Origin of the sequence: Pseudonocardia halophobica, assembly GCF_050948485.1 — a bacterium.
Classification (GTDB): Bacteria; Actinomycetota; Actinomycetes; order Mycobacteriales; family Pseudonocardiaceae; genus Pseudonocardia; species Pseudonocardia halophobica.
On sequence record NZ_CP192046.1, the window covers coordinates 4,762,930 to 4,781,942 of the forward strand.

The following is a 19,013-nucleotide window of genomic DNA, read 5'->3' on the forward strand; positions in this document are numbered from 1 at the left end:
ATGGCGAACCTGCCCCGCACCGCCCGCGTCGTCGTGATCGGCGCCGGCATCGTCGGCAACTGCCTCGTGCACCACCTCGCCCGCCTCGGCTGGCGCGACATCGTGCAGATCGACAAGGGCCCGCTGCCCAACCCGGGCGGTTCCACCGGGCACGCCTCGAACTTCATCTTCCCGGTCGACCATTCGCGGGAGATCGCCGACCTCACGCTCGACTCGATGCGCCAGTACAAGGAGCTGGGCGTCTTCACCGAGTCGGGCGGGTACGAGGTCGCCCGCACCGAGGAGCGGATGGAGGAGCTGCGCAGGCGGATGTCGTCGGCGCGGGCCTGGGGCGTCCCGGCCGAGCTGGTGACCCCGGACCACGTCGTCGAGCGCGTCCCGTACCTGGACAAGGACCAGATCCTCGGGGCGTTCTGGACGCCGTCCGTGGGCGTGGTCGACTCGCTGCGCGCGGGCACCTTGATGCGGGAGTCGGCGCTGGCGCTCGGCGCGCTCACCGTGGTGTCGACCGTCGAGGTGATCGGCATGGACGTCGAGCGCGGGCGGATCCGGCGGGTGCGCACCACCGGCGGCGACATCGAGGCCGACTACGTGGTGATCGCCTGCGGCGTGTGGAGCCCGAAGCTCGCCAGGATGGCGGGCGCGGCGATCCCGCTCACCCCGGCCGTCCACCAGATGATCTCGGTGGGGCCGATCCCGCAGCTCGCCGAGCAGCCCGGCGAGATCTCCTTCCCGATCATCCGGGACATGGACACCTTCTGCTACGAGCGCCAGCACGGCGCCGACATGGAGGTGGGCTCCTACGCCCACCGGCCCATCCTGTGGGACCCGGAGGAGATCCCGTCGATCGACCAGGCCCGGCTCTCCCCCACCGAGACGCCGTTCACGGCCGACGACTTCGACCCACAGCTGGAGCAGGCGCTCGAGCTCATGCCCGACGCGCTCGCCGCCGAGGGCGCCGAGATCCGCTACGCCATCAACGGCCTGCTGTCGCTCACCCCGGACGGCGCCCCGATCCTGGGCGAGACGCCCGAGGTGAAGGGCCTCTGGTCGGCGGCGGCGGTGTGGATCAAGGAGGGTCCCGGCGTCGGCCGTGCGGTCGCGGAGTGGATGTCGCAGGGGTACTCCGAGATCGACCTCCACCACTCCGACATCGCGCGGTTCTACCCGCACCAGCGCACCCGCGCGCACGTGCGCTCGCGGACGTCGGAGGCGTTCAACAAGACCTACGGCATCGTGCACCCGGGCGAGCAGTGGGCCGGCGAGCGCGGCAAGCGGCTCGCGCCCATGCACGCCGCGGAGCGCGCCGCGGGTGCCGAGTTCTTCGAGACCGTCGGCTGGGAACGGCCGATGTGGTACGCGTCGAACGAGACCCTGCTCGGCGAGTACGGCGACGCGGTCATGCCGCGCGAGCACGAGTGGGACTCCCGCTGGTGGTCGCCGATCATCAACGCCGAGCACCTCGCCATGCGTGACCGGGCCGGCATCGTCGACCTGTCCGCCTTCGCGATCTTCGACGTCGTCGGGCCGGCCGCGGAGCAGGCGATCCAGGGCATCGTCGTCGCGCAGGCCGCCGTGGCCGAGGGCCGCGTGATCTACACGCCGGTGCTCGACGCCCGGGGCGGCTTCCGGTCCGACCTCACCGTGATGCGCCTGGCCCACGACCGCTACCGGGTGGTCACCGGCGGCCTGCACGGCATGGCCGACCTGAAGTGGTTCGCCGACCACCTGCCCGACGGCGCCGCGGTCGTGGACCGGACCTCGTCGTTCACCACCATCGGGATCTGGGGCCCGCGGGCTCGCGACGTCCTCGGCCGCCTCACCGACGACGACATCTCGCACACCGGTTTCCCGTTCCTCACCTGCCGCGACATCGCCGTCGGCAGCATCGGCGTGCTCGCGTCGCGGATCTCCTACGTGGGCGAGCTGGGCTGGGAGCTCTACGTCCCGATGGAGCAGGGCGCGCGGGTGTGGGAGCTGCTGCACGAGGCCGGGCGGCCGGACGGGGCCGTCCCGGTCGGGATCGGCGTCTACGGCACCACCGGCCGGCTGGAGAAGGGCTACCGCGCGTTCGGGTTCGAGCTCGACGGCGAGCGCACCATCGTCGAGGCGGGGATGATGCGGCCGAAGGTGAAGGACGCCGACTTCGTCGGCCGGGAGGCCTACCTCGCCCAGCGCGCGGCCGAGCCCCGGGCGGTGCTGTGCACGCTCACCGTCGACGACCACCGGTCGGCCACCGGCCGCAACCGCTACATGCTCGGCGGCGAACCGATCCTCACCCGCGACGGCGGCGTGCTGACGGACGGGCACGGTCACCACCCCTACGTCACCTCGGCGGGCTCGGCGCCCTCCCTGGGCACGCACGTGCTGATGGCCTACCTGCCGCCGGACCAGGCGGTGGTCGGCAACCGGCTCGCCGTGTCCTACATGGAGGAGCTGTACCCGGTGACCGTCGGGTCGGCCGACGCCACGCCGCTGTTCGACCCGGCCAACGAGCGGATCAAGGGCTGAGCCATGGCCGACGTACTGGTCTGCATCAAGCGGGTGCCCGACGTCGCGGGCGAGGTGCTGCTGACGCCCGACGCGCAGGCGGTCGACGCCCGCTTCGTCGGTTTCACCGTGAGCGCGCACGAGAACTGCGCCGTCGAGCTGGCCGTGCGCATCGCCACGGCCACCGGCGGCACGGCGACCGTGCTCACCCTGGGGCCCGAGGCGGCGGTCGAGCAGCTCCGCGCCGCCCTGGCGGTCGGCTGCGCCGCGGCCGTGCACATCGACGCCGACCCGGTCGGGTACGGGCCGGTGGACGTCGTGCGGGAGATCGCCGCCGTCGTGGAGACGCACGCCGCGGAGGGCCGCACGTACGACCTGATCCTCCTCGGCAACGACGCCGCCGACACCGGTGACTTCCAGGTCGGTGTCCGGCTCGCCTACGCGCTGGGGCGGCCGGTCGTCAACGGGGTGCGCACGGTCGAGGTCGACGGCGGGGTGGCGACGGCGCGCGGCGACGGGCCGGACGGCGTCGAGACCTACGCGGTGCCGCTGCCCGCGGTCGTCACCGTGCTCGAGGGCGGCGTCGAGCCGCGCTACCCGTCGGTCGTCGGGCGGATGAAGTCGAAGAAGATCCCGGTCGAGACCGTGGCACCGCGGCACGAGCCGCGCGGCTCGGGCCGTGTGCGGCTCACACTGCCGCCGGCCCAGCCGAGCACCGTCGAGGTGATCGGCGCCGGACCGGACGCCGCGCCGGCCGTGGTCGACCTGCTGCAGCGCCTGGGGGTGGCCCGATGATCCTCACGCTCGTGGAGACCGACGCGACGGGGGCGACCGAGGTGTCGCTGGAGGCCGTCACGTTCGGGCGCACCCTCGCCAGGCGGACCGGGGGCCCGGTGCACGCCCTGGTGGTCGGCACGCGCCCGGACGGCGTGGTCGACCAGCTCGCGGGTCACGGCGTCGGCGAGGTGCACCACGCCACCGGCGAGGCCTTCGCGGCCTACGGCGGCGCCGTCTGGGCCGCCGCCGTGCAGGCGGCCGTGGCGGCCACCGGCGCCGAGGCCGTCGTCGCCCCGGGGAGCCCGCGCGGCCTCGAGGTCATGGCCCACCTCGCCGCGCGGCTCGACGTGCCGATGGCGGCGAACGTCGTCGGGTTGGGAACCGAGGACGACGGGGAGGCGCTGCGGGTCACCCGCCAGGTGGTGGGCGGCGCCGCGCTCGAGGAGATGCTCCTGCCCCTCCGCCCCGCGGTGCTGACCGTCGCCGGCCACGCCGTGCAGGCCGAACAGGTTCCGCCCGTGCCCGTGACCGTGCGCGAGTTCTCCCCGGAAGTCGCGGAGGCGGACCTCGTGACGCGGGTCGTGTCGACCGAGCCCGCCGCGCCGGACCTGTCGGGCGCGCTCACGTCGGCCAAGGTCGTGGTGGGCGCCGGGCGCGGCGCCGGCGGCGCGGAGGGCTTCGCGAGTGTCGCCGAGCTGGCGGAGCTGCTCGGCGGCGCGCTCGGCGTCTCCCGCGTGGTCACCAGCATGGGCTGGCGCCCGCACCACGAGCAGATCGGCCAGACCGGCAGCCGGATCTCCCCCGACCTCTACATCGCCTGCGGCATCAGCGGGGCGATCCAGCACTGGGCCGGGTGCGCGAGCTCCAAGACGATCCTGGCGGTCAACACGGACGAGGCCGCGCCGATGGTCACCAAGGCGACCTACGCGGTGATCGGCGACATGCACGAGGTCGTGCCCGCGATCAACGCCGAGATCCGGCGCCGCCGGGGCTGAGGGGTACCACACGATGACCACACCCACGTACGCCGAGCTGAGCGACGCCGTGCGCAGGTTGATGTTCCCGTTCAGCGTGGAGATCACCCCTCGCGAGGCGGCGACGCTCCCGCCGCTGCGCGACCACCTGGCGGCCGGGACGTCCGTCTACCTGACGTTCCTCCCGGACCAGCCGTGGGCCGACACGGTGGCGGTCGCCCGCACCGTCCGGGAGGCCGGCCTGCGCCCGGTGCCGCACCTGGCGGCCCGGGCCGTGTCCGACCGCCCCGCGCTGCAGCGCATGCTGGCCGACCTCACCGCGGCCGGGGTCGAGGACGTCCTGCTCCTCGCCGGGTCCCTGACCACGCCCGTCGGGGAGTTCTCCGAGTCGGCGCAGATCCTCGACGCGGGCCTCCTCGAGGAGGCCGGCATCCACCGCGTCGGCATCGTGGGCCACCCGGAGGGGCACCCCGACGTCGACGACGACGAGCTGTTCCGGGCCCTCGTCGCGAAGTGCGGCATCGCCCGGGCGCGCGGGTTCGACCTGCACCTCGTCACCCAGTTCTGCTTCGACCCCGGGCCGATCGTCGCCTGGGAGCGACGGATCCGGGCCGCGGGCGTCGACGTGCCCGTCCACGCCGGACTGCCCGGCCTCACCTCCCCCGCGCGCCTGCTCCGGTACGGCCTGCGCTGCGGGGTGGGGCCGTCCCTCAAGGTGCTCCGGCAGCAGGCCGGGAGCGTGCTCAAGCTGGCGACCTCACCGGTCCACCACCCCGACGCGACCCTCCTCGGCCTGGCGGCCGCGGCGGCCGCCGACCCCCGCAGCCTGTTGCGCGCGGTGCACTTCTTCCCGTTCGGGGCACTCGTCCCCACCGCCGCCTGGGCCGCGGACATCCGCGACGGCCGGTTCGAGGTGGACGACCGCGACTCCCTTCGGGTGACCGCCTGACGCCCCTGCCACGACCGAGGAGACTGCCATGTTCCTTCCGCCGGATCTGACGATCGCGCAGGCCGCGTCCCTGAAACCGCTCGACGACGTGGCCGCCGCCATGGGGATCGGACCGCACCTGCTCGAGGGGTACGGCGAGCACGTCGCCAAGATCAAGCTCGCAGCGATCGACGAGCTCGCGGACCGGCCCCGGGCCAAGTACGTGGTGGTGTCCGCCGTGACCCCGACCCCGCTGGGCGAGGGCAAGACCACCACCACCGTCGGCCTCGGGCAGGCGCTGTGCCAGACCGGGCGGCGGGCCACGGTGGCGATCCGGCAGCCGTCCATGGGCCCGACCTTCGGGATCAAGGGCGGCGCGGCCGGCGGCGGCTACAGCCAGGTGGTCCCGATGGACGTGCTCAACCTCCACCTGACCGGCGACTTCCACGCCGTCACCGCGGCGCACAACCTGCTCTCGGCGGTGCTGGACAACCACCTCTACCAGGGCAACGACACCGGCCTCGACCCGCACGCCATCACCTGGCGCCGGGTGCTCGACGTCAACGACCGGGCGCTGCGCAACGTGATCGTCGGCCTCGGCAGCAGGACGGACGGGATCCCGCGCCAGACCGGGTTCGACATCACCGCGGCCAGCGAGGTCATGGCGATCTTCGCGCTCGCCCGGTCGCTGCAGGAGATGCGCGAGCGGTTCGGCCGCGTCGTCGTCGGCTACACCCCGCAGGGCACACCGGTGACCGCGGAGGACATCGGCGGCGCCGGCGCGATGACGGCCATCATGCGGGACGCGTTGAAGCCCAACCTCATGCAGACGCTGGAGAACACGCCGGTCCTCGTGCACGCCGGCCCGTTCGGCAACATCGCCCACGGGAACTCGTCGGTGGTGGCCGACCTCATCGGCATCCACGGCGGCGACTTCCTCGTCACCGAGGCCGGGTTCGGGGCCGACATGGGCGCGGAGCGGTTCTTCAACATCAAGTGCCGGGCCTCCGGCCTGACCCCCGACGCCGCGGTCGTCGTGGCGACCGTGCGGGCGCTCAAGGCGCACTCGGGCCGGCACCGGATCGTCGCCGGCCGGCCGCTGCCGGAGGCGCTCCTCGCCGAGAACCCGGACGAGGTCCACATCGGCGGCGCCAACCTGCGCAAGCAGATCGAGAACATCCGGATGCACGGGGTGTCGCCGGTCGTCGCCGTCAACGCCTTCCCCGGCGACCACGCCTCCGAGCATGCGGCGATCGCCGAGATCGCGCAGGAGATGGGCGCGCGGGTCGCCGTCTGCACGCACTTCACCGACGGTGGGCGCGGGGCGCGGGACCTGGCCGAGGCGGTCGCCGAGGCCGCCGACGAGCCGTCCCGCTTCCGCTTCCTCTACCCGGACTCGGCCGGCCTCGAGGAGAAGATCGCGACGATCGCGACGCAGGTCTACGGCGCCGACGGGGTGGACTACGACCGGGCCGCGTCCCGCCAGCTCGCGACCTACGAGGCGAACGGCTACGGCCACCTGCCCGTCTGCATCGCCAAGACCCACCTGTCGCTGTCGTCCGACCCGTCGCTCACGGGGGCGCCCACGGGCTGGCGCCTGCCCGTCCGGGAGGTCCGGGCGTCCGTCGGTGCCGGGTTCATCTACCCGATCTGCGGCGACATGCGCACCATGCCCGGCCTCGGCGCCAGCCCGGCCGCCCACCGGGTGGACATCGACGCCGACGGCAACATCGTCAACCTCTCCTGATCCTCACCCGGAGGCACGGCGGATCTCGTCGCGGACGCGTGCGGCCCGGCGCAGGAGGTCGTCCACGGAGCCGACGACGGCGGCGAGGTCCTCGGCCTCCGCCGTGCCGCGGCGCGGCGCGATGTCGGCCTCGACGTTCGTGCGGCTGATGCTCAGCGCCGCTGCCGTGGCGTCGGCCGCCGCCGCCACGTCCGCGAGGAGGGCACCGCTGCCGACCTCGGCCATCCGCTCGCACAGCCCGACGAGCTCCGCGCCGATCCGGACCAGCTCGGCCGGCGGGCCCGCGGCGGCGAGGAGGCCGTCGGCGATCGCCGCGCTGCGCCGCGCCCGCTCGGCCTCGGTGGCTCGCGGGAGCGCGTAGGCGGCGGCGACCTCGTCGACGGCGCCGATGTCCGCCTCGGCCAGGCCCAGCGCCGCCTGGTGCAGCTCCTCCGCCCGCCCGAGCACGCTCTGCGCGATCTCGCCCACCGGGTGGTCCCGGCCGACGCGGAACCGGGCCACCATCGCCAGCAGCGCCGCGGCCTGGGCCGCGTTGAGCGCGGCGACGGCGGAGCCGGCGGGCGACGGGTTCCTGGCCGCGAGACGTGCGAGATACGCGTCGATGCTCCAGCTCCGCACCTCGCTCACGCTAGCGGTGACCCGGCGCCGCCGGTATTGGGATGGATGGCGGTCCCCCTCGGCCCCCGACAGCAGGACGCTGTGACCCACGTCACCAGGGGAACGTCCGAAGGGAGTGCCGGAGCGATGGGGAACTATTACTCGGAGGAGATCCACGGTCGGCACGAGTACCTCGACCTCGGCGACTTCGAGCTGGCCGGTGGGATCACGCTGCCGAACGCGCGGCTCGCGTACAAGACCCGGGGAACGCTGAACGACGCGAAGGACAACGCCGTCCTGTTCCCGCACATGTGGTCCGGGACGTCGGCGTCGATGGAGATCTTCGTCGGGGAGGGCCGGCCGCTCGACCCCTCGAAGTACTTCATCATCTTCCCGGGCCAGTTCGCGAACGGGTTCTCGTCCTCACCGAGCAACACCCCGCCCCCGTTCAACGGCGGCGCCTTCCCGAACGTCACGATCAGCGACGACGTGCGGGCGCAGCACAGGCTCGTGACCGAGGTCTTCGGGATCGAGCGGCTCGAGCTCGTGCTGGGCTGGTCGATGGGCGCCGAGCAGACCTACGAGTGGGCCGTCCGGTACCCGGACATGGTCAAGCGGGCCCTTCCGTTCGCCGGCACGGCCAGGACCACCGCCCACGACTACATCTTCGTGCGCTCGCACGAGGACGCCCTGAAGTCCGACCCGGCCTGGGACGGCGGGTTCTACAAGGACCAGAGCGACGTCCACGTGGGTCTCCGCCGCCACGCGCAGACCTGGTCGGTGATGGGGCTGTGCCCGGAGTTCTACAACTCCGAGGCCTACCGGGCCTACGGCTTCTCCTCGCTCGAGGACTTCCTGCACCGGTTCTGGGAGAACTACTTCGCACCCATGGACCCGAACAACCTCATCTGGATGGGCTGGAAGTGGCGCCACGGCGACGTCAGCCTGCACACGAACGGGGACCTGGCCGCCGCACTCGGGCGGATCACGGCGAAGACGTACGTCGTGCCGTTCTCCCGGGACATGTTCTTCCCACCGGAGGACTGCGAGGCCGAGCAGCGCCTCATCCCGAACAGCGAGTTCCGGGTCGTGGACTCGCTGTGGGCCCACTTCGCGATGTTCTGTCTCGCCGACCGTGACCGCGAGCAGATCGACGCCTGCATCGGTGACCTGCTGAAGGAGCACGTCGACTGAACCCGACATCCGGTCGTCGGCACGGCGTGCGGGGAGGTCGGCGGCGTCGCCCTCCCCGCGTCGGTGCGACCGGCGCCGAGGACGGGGCTGTCCAGGGTGCCCCGGGCCCGCGATCGCTCCAGCAAGGGCGGGTGCGGTCGTCTTCGTGAGCGACGCACCCACGCCCGGGCCTACCCTCCCGTCAGCTCCGCGAGGATGCGCTGCCGGAGCCGGTACTTCTCGACCTTGTTCGTGGGCGTGCGCGGGATGTCGTCGACGATGCGGACGTGCCTGGGGCGCATGTACTTCGGCATGGTGTCCTCGGCGAACTGCACCACCTCGTCGACCGTGAGCGAGTCCTCGGTGGGGACGACGTAGGCCACGATGTCGTCCTCGTCCCCCTCGGCGCCCGGGATCGGGAACGCAGCGCTCATCCGGATCACCGGATGCTGGTTGAGCATGTCCTCCACCTGGAACGACGACAGGTTCTCGCCGCGGACCCGGATCCGGTCCCCGAGCCGGTCGACGAAGTAGAACAGCCCGTCCTCGCCGACGAGCGCGGCGTCGCCGGTGTGGAACCAGAGGTTGCGGGTCGCGGTGACCGTCGCCTCCGGCTTGTTCAGGTAGGACTCCGGCAGCAGCCCCGGCACCTTCGGTCGGACGGCGAGGTGGCCCGGCTCCTCCGGTTCGCACTCCTCGTCGCGCTCGCTGCGGACCGTGACGTCGAAGAACGGGCTCGGCCTCCCCATCAGGCCCTTCCGTCCCGCCTCCGAGGCCTGCAGCACCGGCACGCCCTTCGCCGCAGCGATCTCCGCCAGCGCCGGGTGCGAATGCCCGCGATAGAGATCGGCCGGCGTCCCTTCACCGGGTGCGGTCTCCTCGATCAGCACGCCCAGCGGCGCACCCGCCTCGGTCTGTCCGAACCCGGCCCCCACGTGGTCGATCCCGAACCGGCGGCAGAACTCGTTGTGCTGCAACGGCAACGGCTGCATGTACGCCTTGTTCAAGGTGTTCCGCCGGTCGTCGGCGGAGGCGGGCGCCTTGGACAGCCACGGGATCATGACGTCGAGCAGGATCGCCGCGGTCGCCCCCCGGGAGTGGATCCGCTCCCAGAACCGGGTGGGGCTGAACCGGTTCCACACGGCGACCTCGCTGCCCTGCCAGAGCGCGCGGCCGAAGTTCGCCAGCGCCCCGCCCACGTGGTACATCGGCAGGTCGTTGTAGACCACGTCCTCCTCGGACAGCGGCATCCGCAGCCCCCATGTGTACTGCGCCATCCAGCGGAAGGGCTGCAGCACGCCCTTCGACGGGCCGGTGGTCCCGGACGTGTAGAAGATGTTGGCCGGGTAGTCGAAGGCGATCGTGATCTCCGGCGCGTCCGCGGCGGCCACGAGATCGCCCCAGGCCACGGACCGGAACGCCGGATGCAGGTCGGGCGCGGCCGCGTGGTCGTGGGCGCCCTCCGGTGGGGTGTAGAGGGCGACGGCGGGCGGCTGCTCCAGCACGTCCGCGACCGCGTTCAGCGCGGGCAGCAGCGCCGGATCGGTCACGGTCAGCACGGGCCGGGTGTCGTCGAGCTGGTACGACAGCAGGCGCCCGGTGTAGGAGAAGTTCACCGGCGCGTAGACCGCCCCGGCCTTCCAGCAGCCGACCATCACCAGCGCGGTGATCATCGGGTTGAGGCTGAACACCGACACCCGGTCGCCGCGCGCCACGCCGGAGCCGACGAGGTTGCCGGCGATCGCGTCCGTGCGGCGGTCGAACTCGGCGTAGGTGAACGAGACGTCGTCCTCGCCGTAGTGGAGGAAGGTGCGGTCGCCGGTGGTCCGGGCCCAGTGCCGCAGGCGGTCGGTGATCAGCTCGTCCTCCGCCCGCAGCCGGGCGGTGAGCTCGTGCTCGGACATGCGGGTCTCCTAGGGGCGCGTGCCGAAGGCGGGGCGGCCGAGCTGCTCGGGCAGCAGGCGGTAGGCGTCCCGCACCCACTCGCACAGCACCGCCCGGCTCTCGCGGGGGTCGATCAGGTCCTGCACGCCGAACCGCTCCACGGTCCGGAAGGGCGAGGCCAGCGCCTCCAGCTCGCGCTCGATCCGGGCGATCTCCGCCGTCCGGTCCGGGGCGTTCTCGAGCTGCGCGCGGAAGGCGGCCTCGACCCCGCCCTTCGCGGGCAGCGAGCCCCAGGTGGCGGACGGCCAGGCCCACGTCCGGTTCGGCCGGTGCCGGTTGACGATCCCGGCCCCGCCGACCCCGAACACCCGCCGCACGATGATCTCGGCCTGCGGCACCCGCGCCTGGTAGACGGCGGCGATCGCCCGGACGCCGAAGCGGATCGTGGCCTTGCGCTCCGCACCCGAGCCGATCGACGCGCCGCCCTGGTCGGTGAGGCTGACCAGCGGCAGGTGGAAGGTCTCGCAGAGGTCGACGAGCCGGGTGATCGCCTGCGCACCCTCCGCGGAGATGGTCACGCCACGGGTCGGGTCGGTGGCGACGACGCCGACGGGATGGCCGTCCAGCCTGGCCAGCGCCGTGACCGTCGCGCCGCCGTACTCGGCGTAGCGGAACACCGAGCCCTGGTCGAAGACGGCCTCGAGCAGGGCGTCCACGTCGTAGGGTTCGCGGGGGTTGCGTGGCACGGCCCGCAGCAGACCCTCGTCCGCCCGGTCCGCCGGATCCTCGCTCGGGACCACCGGGGGCACCTCGAACACGCTCTGCGGCAGGTAGGACAGGAAGCCGCGGATCACACCGAAGGCCTCCTCCTCGCTGCGGACGAACCGCTCGATCAGCCCGTTGTGGCGGTGCACCTCGGCGCCGCCCAGCTGCTCCTTGGTCAGGTCCTCGCCGGAGCTGCCCTTCACCACCGGCGGTCCGGCCGTGAACACCTGCCCGATGCCCTCGACCATCAACGCCAGGTGGGACATGGCCAGCCGCGCGGCGCCGAGCCCGACCGTCGGGCCGAGGCAGGCGGACACGACCGGGACCAGCGACAGGTTGTCGACGACGGCGTCCCACCCCGGGTTGACGGGCAGGTAGTGGTAGCCGTTGCGCTGGGCGGTGACGACGCTGCCGCCGCCGCTCGCCCCGTCGAGCAGCCGCACGATCGGCAGCCGCATCGCGCCGGCGTACTCCTCCGTGAAGACCTGCTTCTGCCAGATCGCGGCGTCCCCGGAGCTGCCGCGGATGGTGAAGTCGTCCGCCCCGACGACCGCGCGGCGGCCGTCGATCCGCGCCGTGCCGGACACGAAGTTGACCGGCAGCAGCGAGGTCAGCTCGTTGTCCGCGGAGTAGGTGGCGAAGCCGGTGAGCGGGGCGATCTCGGAGAAGCTGCCCTTGTCCACCAGCGCGTCGATCCGCTCGCGGACGGTCAGCCGGCCCGTCTCGTGCTGGCGGGCGACCTTCTCCGGGCCGCCCATCCCACGGCCGAGCGCACGGCGGCGGTGGACCTCCTCGGCCTCGCCTTCCCAGCCCTCCTCGACGGCCGGGATGTCGGCGATGACCACGTCGTCGTCCGACGTCGAGGGCTCCAGCACGAGCAGCGGTGCACCCTCCTCGACGACGGCCCCGACCTCGGCCACCAGCCGCCCGACGGTCCCCGCGGTCTCGGCGCGGACCGTGAACTCCATCTTCATCGCCTCGAGCACCAGCAGCCGCTCGCCACGGCGCACCCGATCACCGGGCTCCACGGCGAACTCGACGACGACGCCGTCCATCGGCGCCGCCACCCCGTCGGCGGGGACCGCCTCGGCCTTCGGGGCCGCGGTGGTCGCGGGGAACCGGCCGGGCAGCTCGGTGTCGCGCAGCTCGGCGAGGTGCGCGGCCACGAACCCGGTGTCAGACGGGCCGGCGGTGAAGCCCGGATGGGTCAGCACCGCCCGCAGGAACGGGATCGTGGTCGCGAGGCCCTCGATCCGGAACTCGGCCAGGGCGGCGTCCGCGCGCCGGACCGCGTCCGCGAACGTGGCGCCGCGGGTGATCACCTTGGCCAGCAACGAGTCGAACCGCGGGCTCGTCCGCAGGCCCGCGTAACCGTAGGTGTCCACGCGGACGTGCGGGCCGGCGGGCGGGTCGAACGCGGTGAGCAGGCCCGCGCGGGGACGCGGCGTGCCGTCCTCGTCGAGCTCCTCGGTGTTGACCCGGGCCTGGATCGCGAAGCCCCGCGGCTCGCCGGAGACGTCCGGGCGTGCCCCCTGCGCGAGCCGGATCTGGGTCTCGACGAGGTCGACACCGGTGACCTCCTCGGTCACCGTGTGCTCGACCTGGAGCCGCGGGTTGAGCTCGAGGAACCACACGTCGCCACCGTCGACGAGGAACTCGACGGTCCCCAGGCTCTGGTAGCGGACGTGCTCGCCGATCCGGAGAGCCGCCTCGTGGAGCCGCCGCCGGACCGCCGGGTCGAGGAACGGCGCGGGCGCGATCTCGACCAGCTTCTGGTGCCGGCGCTGGATCGAGCAGTCCCGCTCCCCCAGGTGCCGGACCTGCGTGCCGTCCCCGACGATCTGCACCTCGATGTGCCGCGCCGCCCCGACCAGCTTCTCGACGTACAGCTCCCCGGACCCGAACGCCTGCTCGGCCTCGGAACGGCAGCGGGCGAAGGCCTCCGCCAGCTCGTCCGGCCTGGTCACCTCGCGCATCCCGCGGCCGCCGCCACCGGCGAGCGCCTTGAGCATCACGGCGCCGTGCTCGGCGAGGAAGGCCGCGGCCTCGTCGAGCGAGGTGGCGCCGTCCGTGCCGGGCAGGACCGGGACGCCGGCCTCCCGGGCCGTGGCGCGGGCGCGGACCTTGTCCCCGAACAGGTCCAGCAGCTCGGGACGCGGGCCGACGAACGTCAGGCCGTGGTCCGCGCACAGCCGGGCGAAGGAGGCGTTCTCGCTGAGGAAGCCGTAACCGGGGTGGACCAGCGTGGCGCCTGCGTCCCGAGCGACCCCGACGATCGCCTCCTGGTCGAGGTAGCCCGGGATCTCGTGGGCCTCGTCGGCGAGGGTGACGTGCGGTGCGGCGGCGTCCTCGGGCGCGTACACGGCGATCGTCCGCAGGCCCAGCTCGCGGGCGGCCCGGACGAGGCGGACGGCGATCTCGCCCCGGTTGGCGACGAGCAGGGTCACGAGACCTCCACGGTGAGGGAACGCAGCAACTGGGCGACGAGCCGGTCGATGATCTGGTCGCGGGTCAGCGGGCCGTCCGGGCGGTACCAGACCGCCGGGCCGAAACAAGCCCTGATCAGGGTGAACGCGGCCAGTTTGACGTCGTCGACCACGAGGCCGCCCTCGGCCGCGCCCTCGCGCAGCAGCGTCTCGAGCAGGCGCTCGTAGCGGCGCTCGATGGTGCGGACCTCGGCCAGGTGCTCGGCGTCGAGGCCGTGCAGCACCGGCAGGAGGATCACGTGCTTCGCGAGGGGATCGAACGCCGCCGCCGCGAGGTCCCGCAGCGCGGCCTCGATGCGCTCGCGGGCGGACCCGGGTCGGCGCACGATCTCGTCCAGCCGCTCGACCGCGGCCCCCGAGGTGGCCCGCCGGGTCTCGACGACGAGCTCCTGCTTGCTGCGGAACTGGTAGTAGAGGACGCCCTTGCTCACGCCCATCTGCGCGGCGATGTCCTCCATCGTCGCGGCCTCGTAGCCCTTGCGCGCGAACACCTCCGCCGCGGCCGCGAGGATCCGGCGACGCTGCTCCTCGCGGTGCCCGGGATCGCGGACGGCACTGCCCCGCAGGCCGATCTCGGCCATCGACCCTCCCGCCGCGTCGTCGCGCCCCGACTTTCGACCCGCCGGTTTATACCAGAGCGTATGTCGATGGCCGTGGTCGGTCAACGCCACACCTGCCCGGCGGCCTCACCACGCACGGAACCGGCTCTAACCTCGACGGCGTGAGCATCGCCGTTCCCACCGACGACCTGGCCGCGACCGTCGCCCGCTTCGGCTTCGCCTACCTGCTGACCATCGGGGACGACGGCAGGCCGCACGTCGCCGCCGTCTCGCCGGTGGTGACCGACGGCCGCGTCGCCGTCGGCGATCTCGGCCGGCGCACCCGCGCCAACGCGACCGCGCGCCCCCCGGTCACGCTGGTCTGGCCGCCGCACTCCGCGGAGGAGCACTCGCTGATCGTCGACGGGAGCGCGGCCCTGTCCGGCGACGCACTCGTCGTCACGCCGACGCGGGCGGTCCTGCACCGCCCTGCGCCGGCGCCGACCCCGGGTCCCGGCTGCGGTGCCGACTGCGCCGAGGTCCCGACGGGTGCCTGACGACGCCTGGGCGGCCCTGGCGGAGGCGTTCGTCGACGGCGCCTACGCCACGGTCAAGGGCCGGGTGCGGACCTACGTCCTGCACCAGCAGCTGCTCCGCCACCTCCCGACCGCGCCGGCGGCCGTCCTCGACGTGGGCGGTGGCGCCGCACACCAGTCCCTGCCGCTGGCCCGGCTCGGCCACGAGGTCACCGTGCTGGACCCGTCGCCGGCGATGCTGGCGCGGGCGCGGCAGCGCCTCGAGGCGGAGCCCGAGTCCGTGCGGCGGCGGGTCCGCCTGCTCGAGGGCCCGGGCGAACGGGCCGACGTCCTCACCGGTGGCCGTCTCTTCGACGCCGTCCTCTGCCACGGCGTGCTCATGTACCTGCCCGATCCGGCGCCGATGGTCGCGGCGCTGTGCCGCTGCGTCGCCCCGGGCGGCGTCCTGTCGCTGATGGCACTGAACGGCCGGACCCTGGCGGTCCGGCCGGCACTCGAGCAGCGCTGGTCCGACGCCCTGGCCGCCTTCGACGCCGGCTCCGAGATCGGAGTGCTCGGCACCGAGACCCGCGCCGACACGGTCGAGGGCCTGTCGGGGCTGCTGCGGGACGGCGGGCTCGAGGCCGAGGCCTGGTACGGCGTGTGGCTCTTCACCGACTGGCTGGACCTCCCCCTCGACGCCACGGACGTCGAGGCCGTCGCCGAGGTCGAGCTCCGCGCCGCCTCACGCGACCCGTACCGGCAGCTCAGCCGCGTGTTCCACCTGGTCGGGCGCACAGCGGCGTGACGTCGCGACGGTCCGATCCCGGGCGGGTGTCCGACCACTCGGCGAAGGACGCACGCCGGCTGCTGTGTCGTCCGTCACCGGGAGGCTGCGTTCGCCGGTGCGCATGCGCAATCGTTGTTCGATGACAGACGTGAAGCAGGGAACCGACTGGGTGGAGCAGCTCGTCGAGCTGCACGTGCTGGCCGAGAACGGGGACGTCGACGCCGCGCGACGGGCGGCGGAGTGGGTCGCGGAGGACCCGACGGCGCGCGCCCTGTGGACCTCGGTGGAGAACGACTGCGAGCGGCTCAGGCAGCCGAGCGGCCAGGACTGAGCCGCCCGCTCGGCCGGGCGCGACGGAGGACCGAGCATCAGGGCCCGGAGGATCCCCCGACCTGCTCCACCTGGAGTGGATCAGCGATCACGTGCGGGTCGAGCGCGGGGGCGCGGTGTGCGGGGCGGCCTCCCGGGCGGGGTTGCCCTCCCACCGGGCTCCCGGCGGGATCTCCTCGCCCTTCATGACGAAGGTCCCGGCGTCGAGCTCGGCCCCGTCGCCGACCGTCACGCCGTAGTGCACGAAGGCACCGGCACCGAGCGTGGCCCGGGCGCCGACCGCACTGCGGTCGGACTTGAACGCGCCGTCCTCCTGTGAGTGGCACTGCACGACCGTGCCGAAGTTCAGCGTGGCCTCGTCGCCGATCGTCACGAGGGTGCGTTCCGGGAGGAAGCAGCCGTCGTCGAACACCCGCCGGCCGAGCCGGACCCCGAGCGCGCGCGACAGCAGGTTCTTGAACGGCGTGCCGGCGAACGCCTGGTCGAAGTCGGGGATCACGAGCTTCCAGAACCGCTCGTGCCACCAGAAGTACGGGTCGTAGATCGAGCAGGACCGCGGTCGCAGCGACCGGAACCGGAGGACGGCCCGCTCGACCAGGCAGAAGAACACGACCGTGAACAGCAGCGACCCGACCAGGTCGGCGGCCACCGCCTCCACGCCGACGGCCCGGTAGATGTCGGAGGCCGCCATGGCCAGCAGCACCATGCCCAGCAGGTGCACCCAGCGCACGACGAGGAACAGCGCCATGCTGCGCAGGTTGTAGCGGTTCTTGCGGGACAGCCGCTGCCGCAGCTCGGTCCGGCTCCGCACCGCGAACCGGTGGTCGCGCTCGACGGTCCGCGGGATCGGGAAGCACGGCGCCCCCAGCAGCCCGGTGTCGTGGCGCACCTCCCCCTCCATCGGGACCAGGACCTTGGTCGCCAGCAGGACGTTCTCGCCGGTACGGCCCTGCGACGGGTACATGATCCGGTTGCCGAGGAAGCTGTGCGCCCCGATGGTCACCCGGGAGATCCGGAACGAGGTGGCCGAGAAGTCCGCGTTGATGACCGAGAGCCCGTCGGCCACCATCGTGCCCCGACCGACCGTGACGTGGAACGGCGTCTCGTGCCGCACCTCGGTCCCGAAGTTCGACCCGGTCTGCTCGACGGCGTCGACGTCGTACCCGATCCAGCGCAGGTAGCCCACGATGTACGAACTGTCCCCGAACAGGCGGTTGAAGAACCGGACGTTGGTCAGCCGGCCGATCGTGCGGTGCAGGCCGTAGTGGAAGCCGTAGAGCCGGTAGGTCCGGTCCGCCCGCAGCGGCAGGTTCAGCAGCCGCGGCACCACCGCCACGCCCGCCAGGCCGAGCAGCAGGACGCCGACGAACAGCACCGTCGTCACCAGCAGCGCGTTGCGGTAGTACGCCCAGGTCGTGAAGGCCATCGCCCCGGGGTCGAGGACACCGCCGAGCGGGGTCTCGTCGAGCAGGACCCCCGCGAACCCGACCGCCACCGGGAGGTAGACCGCGACCGCGAGGACCAGTTGGACCGCGGCGTGGACGGCACGGCGCACGCTGCCGCTCCGCATCGATCCACCGGTGTGCAGGTCGGCGCCGCCGGACACGGCGGGCACGCCGTGCCACGACTCCCCCGCGGGCACCGACTGTCCGGCGACGAGCGCGGAGGCGTGCCCGATCTGGGACCCGTCACCCATCGCGGTACGGATGTCCAGCACGGCTCCCTCCCCGAGCACGACGTCGCGCCCGAGCGTCACCGGCCCGGTCTCGACGACTCCGCCGCGAGCGCGGTAACCGTTCAGCTGCGCGTCCTTGCGGACGACCGTGCCGGCGCCGATGGTGATCAGGTCGGTGCACACCGGGAGCGTCCGGGAGTAGATCGTGACGCCCTTGCCCACCCGTGCCCCGAGCGCCCGCAGGTAGAGCACCATCAGCGGCGAGGCCGAGCTGGTGTGCGAGCGGCCGCCGGTGAGCAGCAGCAGCGGGCTCGCCCGGACGAGCGTCTTGACCAGCCAGAACCGGAAGTAGTCGAGGCTCCAGATGCGGATCTCGCGCGGGCGCCACCGGCCGACGAGCACCCACTTGGCCGCGACCGGCAGCAGGCACATCGCCACGAACATCGCCGCGCCCGCCTCGACCGCACGAAGGTAGAGGCTCGCCGGGCCGACGCCGCCGGCGACGACGTACTCGTAGGAGAGCGTGGTCGCGATGGCGAAGCCGTAGCAGTAGGCCACGAACGCCAGGAACTGCAGGAGACCGCACAAGAGGTAGCCGGCGGTGCCCGCCCGCGTGCGCGCCGGCTCGGCCGTGTCCGGGCCCCGGGCCGATTCGGGGACGGGCGCGACGGCGAGGGCGGCGGTCAGGCTCGCGATCGTCGGATGGTCGTAGACGTCGCGCATCGACGGCGACGGCAGGTCCTCCCGCTTGCGCGCCCGCGCGCAGAAGCGGGCCAGCACCATCGAGTCGGCGCCGAGTGCGTCGAAGAAGTTGTCGGCGGGCTCGACCCGCTCCACCCCGACCACGTCGGCCAGGAGCGCGGCGAGCGCGGACTCGGTGCCGATCGTGTCGGTCGATGGGGTCACGAGGTCGACGGGTGTTCCTGTCACGAGGACTCACTCTCGAGCGTTCGGGTCCGGTACCGGAGCCGTACGGACGCACACGTCCGCAGGGGTACCGGTGAGGGCGTCCGGCCGCGGTGCCGTCGGCGTGGGAGACGGCCGGCGCGCCGGGAGCGCGGGCACGGATCGGGCCCGGTGCACTCCCGGTGTGGTGTGGTCTGGTCGGTGCTTCTTCCCCCTTCACGATCGGCGGCACACGCTCGCCGATCACCCCCGCGGCCGCGTCCGCGCGGCCGACGTGGTGACAGATCCCGCGGCGGGGCAGTCACGTTGCATTACACAACGAGCTTCACGCGATCGTCGTAGACAACGCGGAGCAATCGGGACCTATCGGCGCCGGGTCCACGGCCGTGTCGAGCCGTCCCTGCCGTCACGGCCGCCTCCTCGGTCCCCGACCTCTG

General features: G+C 73.1%; 14 protein-coding genes. 9 read left to right on the forward strand and 5 right to left on the reverse strand.

Annotated elements, in window-relative coordinates:
- From ACQP04_RS22610 to ACQP04_RS22630, 5 genes are read left to right on the forward strand one after another with little or no spacing between them, the layout of a single operon-like run.
- Entirely contained in the window at window positions 1-2,511 is a 2,511-nt protein-coding gene (locus ACQP04_RS22610) for a GcvT family protein (RefSeq protein ID WP_433502561.1), read from the forward strand.
- A gap of 3 nt (window positions 2,512-2,514) precedes the next feature.
- Window positions 2,515-3,285 (forward strand): electron transfer flavoprotein subunit beta/FixA family protein, encoded by a 771-nt coding sequence (locus tag ACQP04_RS22615; RefSeq protein WP_433502562.1) that lies wholly within the window; start codon window positions 2,515-2,517, stop codon window positions 3,283-3,285.
- Complete coding sequence (locus ACQP04_RS22620) at window positions 3,282-4,262, forward strand: electron transfer flavoprotein subunit alpha/FixB family protein (RefSeq protein ID WP_433502563.1); 981 nt, start codon at window positions 3,282-3,284, stop codon at window positions 4,260-4,262. The genes ACQP04_RS22615 and ACQP04_RS22620 overlap by 4 nt, the downstream gene beginning before the upstream one ends.
- A gap of 13 nt (window positions 4,263-4,275) precedes the next feature.
- Window positions 4,276-5,190 carry a methylenetetrahydrofolate reductase gene (locus ACQP04_RS22625; RefSeq protein WP_433502564.1) on the forward strand — a complete coding sequence of 305 codons (915 nt, stop codon included), beginning with the start codon at window positions 4,276-4,278 and terminating at the stop codon, window positions 5,188-5,190.
- A gap of 28 nt (window positions 5,191-5,218) precedes the next feature.
- Window positions 5,219-6,916, forward strand: coding sequence for a formate--tetrahydrofolate ligase (locus tag ACQP04_RS22630; RefSeq protein WP_433502565.1), 1,698 nt, complete (start codon window positions 5,219-5,221; stop codon window positions 6,914-6,916).
- A gap of 3 nt (window positions 6,917-6,919) precedes the next feature.
- Here ACQP04_RS22630 and ACQP04_RS22635 read toward each other — a convergent pair whose 3' ends face one another.
- Complete coding sequence (locus tag ACQP04_RS22635) at window positions 6,920-7,534, reverse strand: cyclodeaminase/cyclohydrolase family protein (RefSeq protein ID WP_433502566.1); 615 nt, start codon at window positions 7,532-7,534, stop codon at window positions 6,920-6,922.
- A 126-nt stretch (window positions 7,535-7,660) separates the two neighbouring features.
- Between ACQP04_RS22635 and ACQP04_RS22640 the strand changes: the two genes are divergently transcribed.
- Window positions 7,661-8,707 carry an alpha/beta fold hydrolase gene (locus ACQP04_RS22640; protein ID WP_037040043.1) on the forward strand — a complete coding sequence of 349 codons (1,047 nt, stop codon included), beginning with the start codon at window positions 7,661-7,663 and terminating at the stop codon, window positions 8,705-8,707.
- A gap of 170 nt (window positions 8,708-8,877) precedes the next feature.
- Here the strand turns inward: ACQP04_RS22640 and ACQP04_RS22645 are convergent, their stop codons facing one another.
- From ACQP04_RS22645 to ACQP04_RS22655, 3 genes are read right to left on the reverse strand one after another with little or no spacing between them, the layout of a single operon-like run.
- Window positions 8,878-10,590, reverse strand: coding sequence for an AMP-binding protein (locus ACQP04_RS22645; protein WP_433502567.1), 1,713 nt, complete (start codon window positions 10,588-10,590; stop codon window positions 8,878-8,880).
- Between the two features lie 9 nt (window positions 10,591-10,599).
- On the reverse strand, window positions 10,600-13,782 hold the full coding sequence (locus ACQP04_RS22650) for a carboxyl transferase domain-containing protein (protein WP_433502568.1): 3,183 nt from the start codon (window positions 13,780-13,782) through the stop codon (window positions 10,600-10,602).
- Window positions 13,779-14,402, reverse strand: coding sequence for a TetR/AcrR family transcriptional regulator (locus ACQP04_RS22655; protein WP_433502569.1), 624 nt, complete (start codon window positions 14,400-14,402; stop codon window positions 13,779-13,781). Before ACQP04_RS22655 ends, ACQP04_RS22650 begins: the two co-directional genes overlap by 4 nt.
- Before the next feature lie 140 nt (window positions 14,403-14,542).
- Between ACQP04_RS22655 and ACQP04_RS22660 the strand changes: the two genes are divergently transcribed.
- The 3 genes from ACQP04_RS22660 to ACQP04_RS22670 all read left to right on the forward strand — a co-directional run bounded on the left by ACQP04_RS22660 (window position 14,543) and on the right by ACQP04_RS22670 (window position 15,996).
- Window positions 14,543-14,917 carry a pyridoxamine 5'-phosphate oxidase family protein gene (locus ACQP04_RS22660; protein ID WP_433502570.1) on the forward strand — a complete coding sequence of 125 codons (375 nt, stop codon included), beginning with the start codon at window positions 14,543-14,545 and terminating at the stop codon, window positions 14,915-14,917.
- On the forward strand, window positions 14,910-15,683 hold the full coding sequence (locus tag ACQP04_RS22665) for a methyltransferase (protein WP_433502571.1): 774 nt from the start codon (window positions 14,910-14,912) through the stop codon (window positions 15,681-15,683). The genes ACQP04_RS22660 and ACQP04_RS22665 overlap by 8 nt, the downstream gene beginning before the upstream one ends.
- A 130-nt stretch (window positions 15,684-15,813) precedes the next feature.
- Window positions 15,814-15,996: a hypothetical protein gene (locus ACQP04_RS22670; RefSeq protein WP_433502572.1), complete on the forward strand. Its 183-nt coding sequence runs from the start codon at window positions 15,814-15,816 to the stop codon at window positions 15,994-15,996.
- An 87-nt stretch (window positions 15,997-16,083) separates the two neighbouring features.
- On the opposite strand, the gene ACQP04_RS22675 is transcribed toward ACQP04_RS22670, so the two are convergent.
- Complete coding sequence (locus ACQP04_RS22675) at window positions 16,084-18,576, reverse strand: Pls/PosA family non-ribosomal peptide synthetase (protein WP_433502573.1); 2,493 nt, start codon at window positions 18,574-18,576, stop codon at window positions 16,084-16,086.
- Between the last annotated feature and the right edge of the window lie 437 nt (window positions 18,577-19,013).

Coding starts and splice junctions, on each gene's coding strand:
- ACQP04_RS22625 (WP_433502564.1), top strand. CDS start 4,276: ATGACCACACCCACGTACGCCGAGCTGAGCGACGCCGTGCGCAGGTTG.
- ACQP04_RS22655 (WP_433502569.1), bottom strand. CDS start 14,402: ATGGCCGAGATCGGCCTGCGGGGCAGTGCCGTCCGCGATCCCGGGCAC.
- ACQP04_RS22645 (WP_433502567.1), bottom strand. CDS start 10,590: ATGTCCGAGCACGAGCTCACCGCCCGGCTGCGGGCGGAGGACGAGCTG.
- ACQP04_RS22640 (WP_037040043.1), top strand. CDS start 7,661: ATGGGGAACTATTACTCGGAGGAGATCCACGGTCGGCACGAGTACCTC.
- ACQP04_RS22610 (WP_433502561.1), top strand. CDS start 1: ATGGCGAACCTGCCCCGCACCGCCCGCGTCGTCGTGATCGGCGCCGGC.
- ACQP04_RS22620 (WP_433502563.1), top strand. CDS start 3,282: ATGATCCTCACGCTCGTGGAGACCGACGCGACGGGGGCGACCGAGGTG.
- ACQP04_RS22630 (WP_433502565.1), top strand. CDS start 5,219: ATGTTCCTTCCGCCGGATCTGACGATCGCGCAGGCCGCGTCCCTGAAA.
- ACQP04_RS22615 (WP_433502562.1), top strand. CDS start 2,515: ATGGCCGACGTACTGGTCTGCATCAAGCGGGTGCCCGACGTCGCGGGC.